This is a genomic window from Flavobacterium sp., assembly GCF_029242675.1.
Classification (GTDB): Bacteria; Bacteroidota; Bacteroidia; order Flavobacteriales; family Flavobacteriaceae; genus Flavobacterium.
Map to the genome: position 1 here is coordinate 1 of NZ_JAQWTM010000087.1, position 2,025 is coordinate 2,025.

The 2,025-nt window shown below is 32.0% G+C and carries 1 protein-coding gene and 1 pseudogene; both read left to right on the forward strand.

Annotated elements, in window-relative coordinates; genetic code table 11:
- Positions 1-420 (forward strand): annotated as a pseudogene (locus P8M54_RS03575) (glycosyltransferase family 2 protein); the annotation flags it as partial.
- 18 nt (positions 421-438) lie between these two features.
- On the forward strand, positions 439-2,025 hold a 1,587-nt coding region (locus P8M54_RS03580), incomplete at its 3' end, for an LTA synthase family protein (RefSeq protein ID WP_300285271.1).

Genomic DNA, 2,025 nt, shown 5'->3' on the forward strand with positions numbered 1-2,025 from the left:
TTAAAAAAACATAAAAAAATAGGCTTTAATCGAAAATACAATTCATTAGGGACAGTAAGTTATCCTTATTGGCTGATTTTTGAGCGAATAGCACCACTTATTGAAGTAGCAGGACTATTCTATTTTGGTTTTTTGATAGTAAACAATAGCGTAAAATGGGATTATGCAATTGCTTTTATGGTAATGGCTTATCTATTTACTGTTTTTTTCTCTATTGTTACGATTGTAATTGAAGAGCATACTTACCACCAATACACGAAAAAAGGTATTGGAATAAAATTACTAAAGACCGCTTTTTTAGAACCGTTCATCAATCACCCCTTTATCTTGTATGCGGCCATAAAAGGAAATATTGATTATTATTTTAATAAAAAAATAAAATGGGGAGAAATGACTCGAAAGGGCATGTCTAACAATTAAAAAACGTACATCAAACCAATGAATACTGAACCAAAAATAAAAAGCAACAGCTCCTATCTTCAACTTAACTTAGCCTTACTACTTGCATTTTGGACCATTAGCACCTTCGAAATAGTCAGTAAAATGGCAAATGGAATAAAAATTCCAAATTTTGCGGAAGTACTTTCATTCAAATTATTAAATGATTTATGGACAAGTTTAATCATCTTTTGTGTTTGTTATCCATTGTTTTTTATCTTTTCACTACTTTCTAAAAAGTGGGCAAATCTATTTATTAAATGCATTTTTTGTTTGGTTGTCCTTGCGCAATTCGCCTTAACAAAGTACCACCTGACAACATTAGTCTATCTTGGTGCCGATATTTTGGGCTACTCTTTTTCAGATATGTTTACCACCGTAACGGCATCGGAATCATTATCTATCTTCTATTTTATTCCTTTTGTCTTATTTCCAGTTCTTTTCTTTTTTATTCATAAAAAAATCTCCATAATCACGATAAACAAAACTTTTATCGTTGCGGCAGTATGCATCATCGCACTAACTCTTGGCTTAAAATTCTTTAATTCAACTTTCTCAGATACAACCAATCAAAATAGATTAGCTTTTTTTACATCTGATATCATTCGTTACCAATCTGAAAAAAATGAATTTGATATCAATAATTTAACTTACAAAAAAGAGTATCCACTCGTTCAACCCTTTTCATCATCGCCGGACGTCCTAGCACCATTTTTCCAAATTAATGAAGAGAAACCAAATATAGTTATGATTATTGTTGAAGGATTAGGAGACGAATTTATTGGCAAAAATGACTATAGCGGATTTACTCCGTACTTAGATTCACTTATTCCAAAATCATTATACTGGGAAAATTTTGTAAGCAACGCAGGCCGTACATTTGGCGCACTACCTTCTATACTTGGTTCTTTGCCATACGGAGAAAAAGGATTTTTGGAATTAAATCCGCTACCTGCTAATATCTCTTTAGTCAGCATTTTAAAAGTAAACGACTATTCAACCTCCTTTTACTGCGGAGATGATTCAAGTTTTGACAGAAAAATAAATTTCCTAGAGTACAACGGAATCGATAATGTTATTGATATCAACAAATTTGGATCCGGATACGAAAAAACAAAAGCCAATTCGGGCGGTTTCTCTTGGGGTTATCCCGATAGCGAAATTTTCAGAAAAACATTATCTGAATTGGACGGTAAAAAAACACCCCGTTTGGATATAATTATGACACTTACCAATCATGAACCTTTTGATTTTCCGCAAAAAAAAGAATATCTTAAAAAAGTAGACAGTATCTTAAATACAAACAAAAATCTAAAAGTAGCAAAGGAAGAAGTTAACACTTACAAAGATATATTTGCTAGCTTACTGTATACTGATAACTCTATTAAAACGTTTATCAATTCCTACAGTAAAAGACCCGAAGTTAAGAATACTATATTTGTAATAACAGGCGACCACCGACTTATACCTATTGCACAAAAAGACAAATTGTGCCGTTTTCATGTTCCTTTATACATTTATAGTCCCTTATTAAAAAGACCACAAACTTTTAAGTCAGTATCTTCCCATTGGGATATTACACCCAGT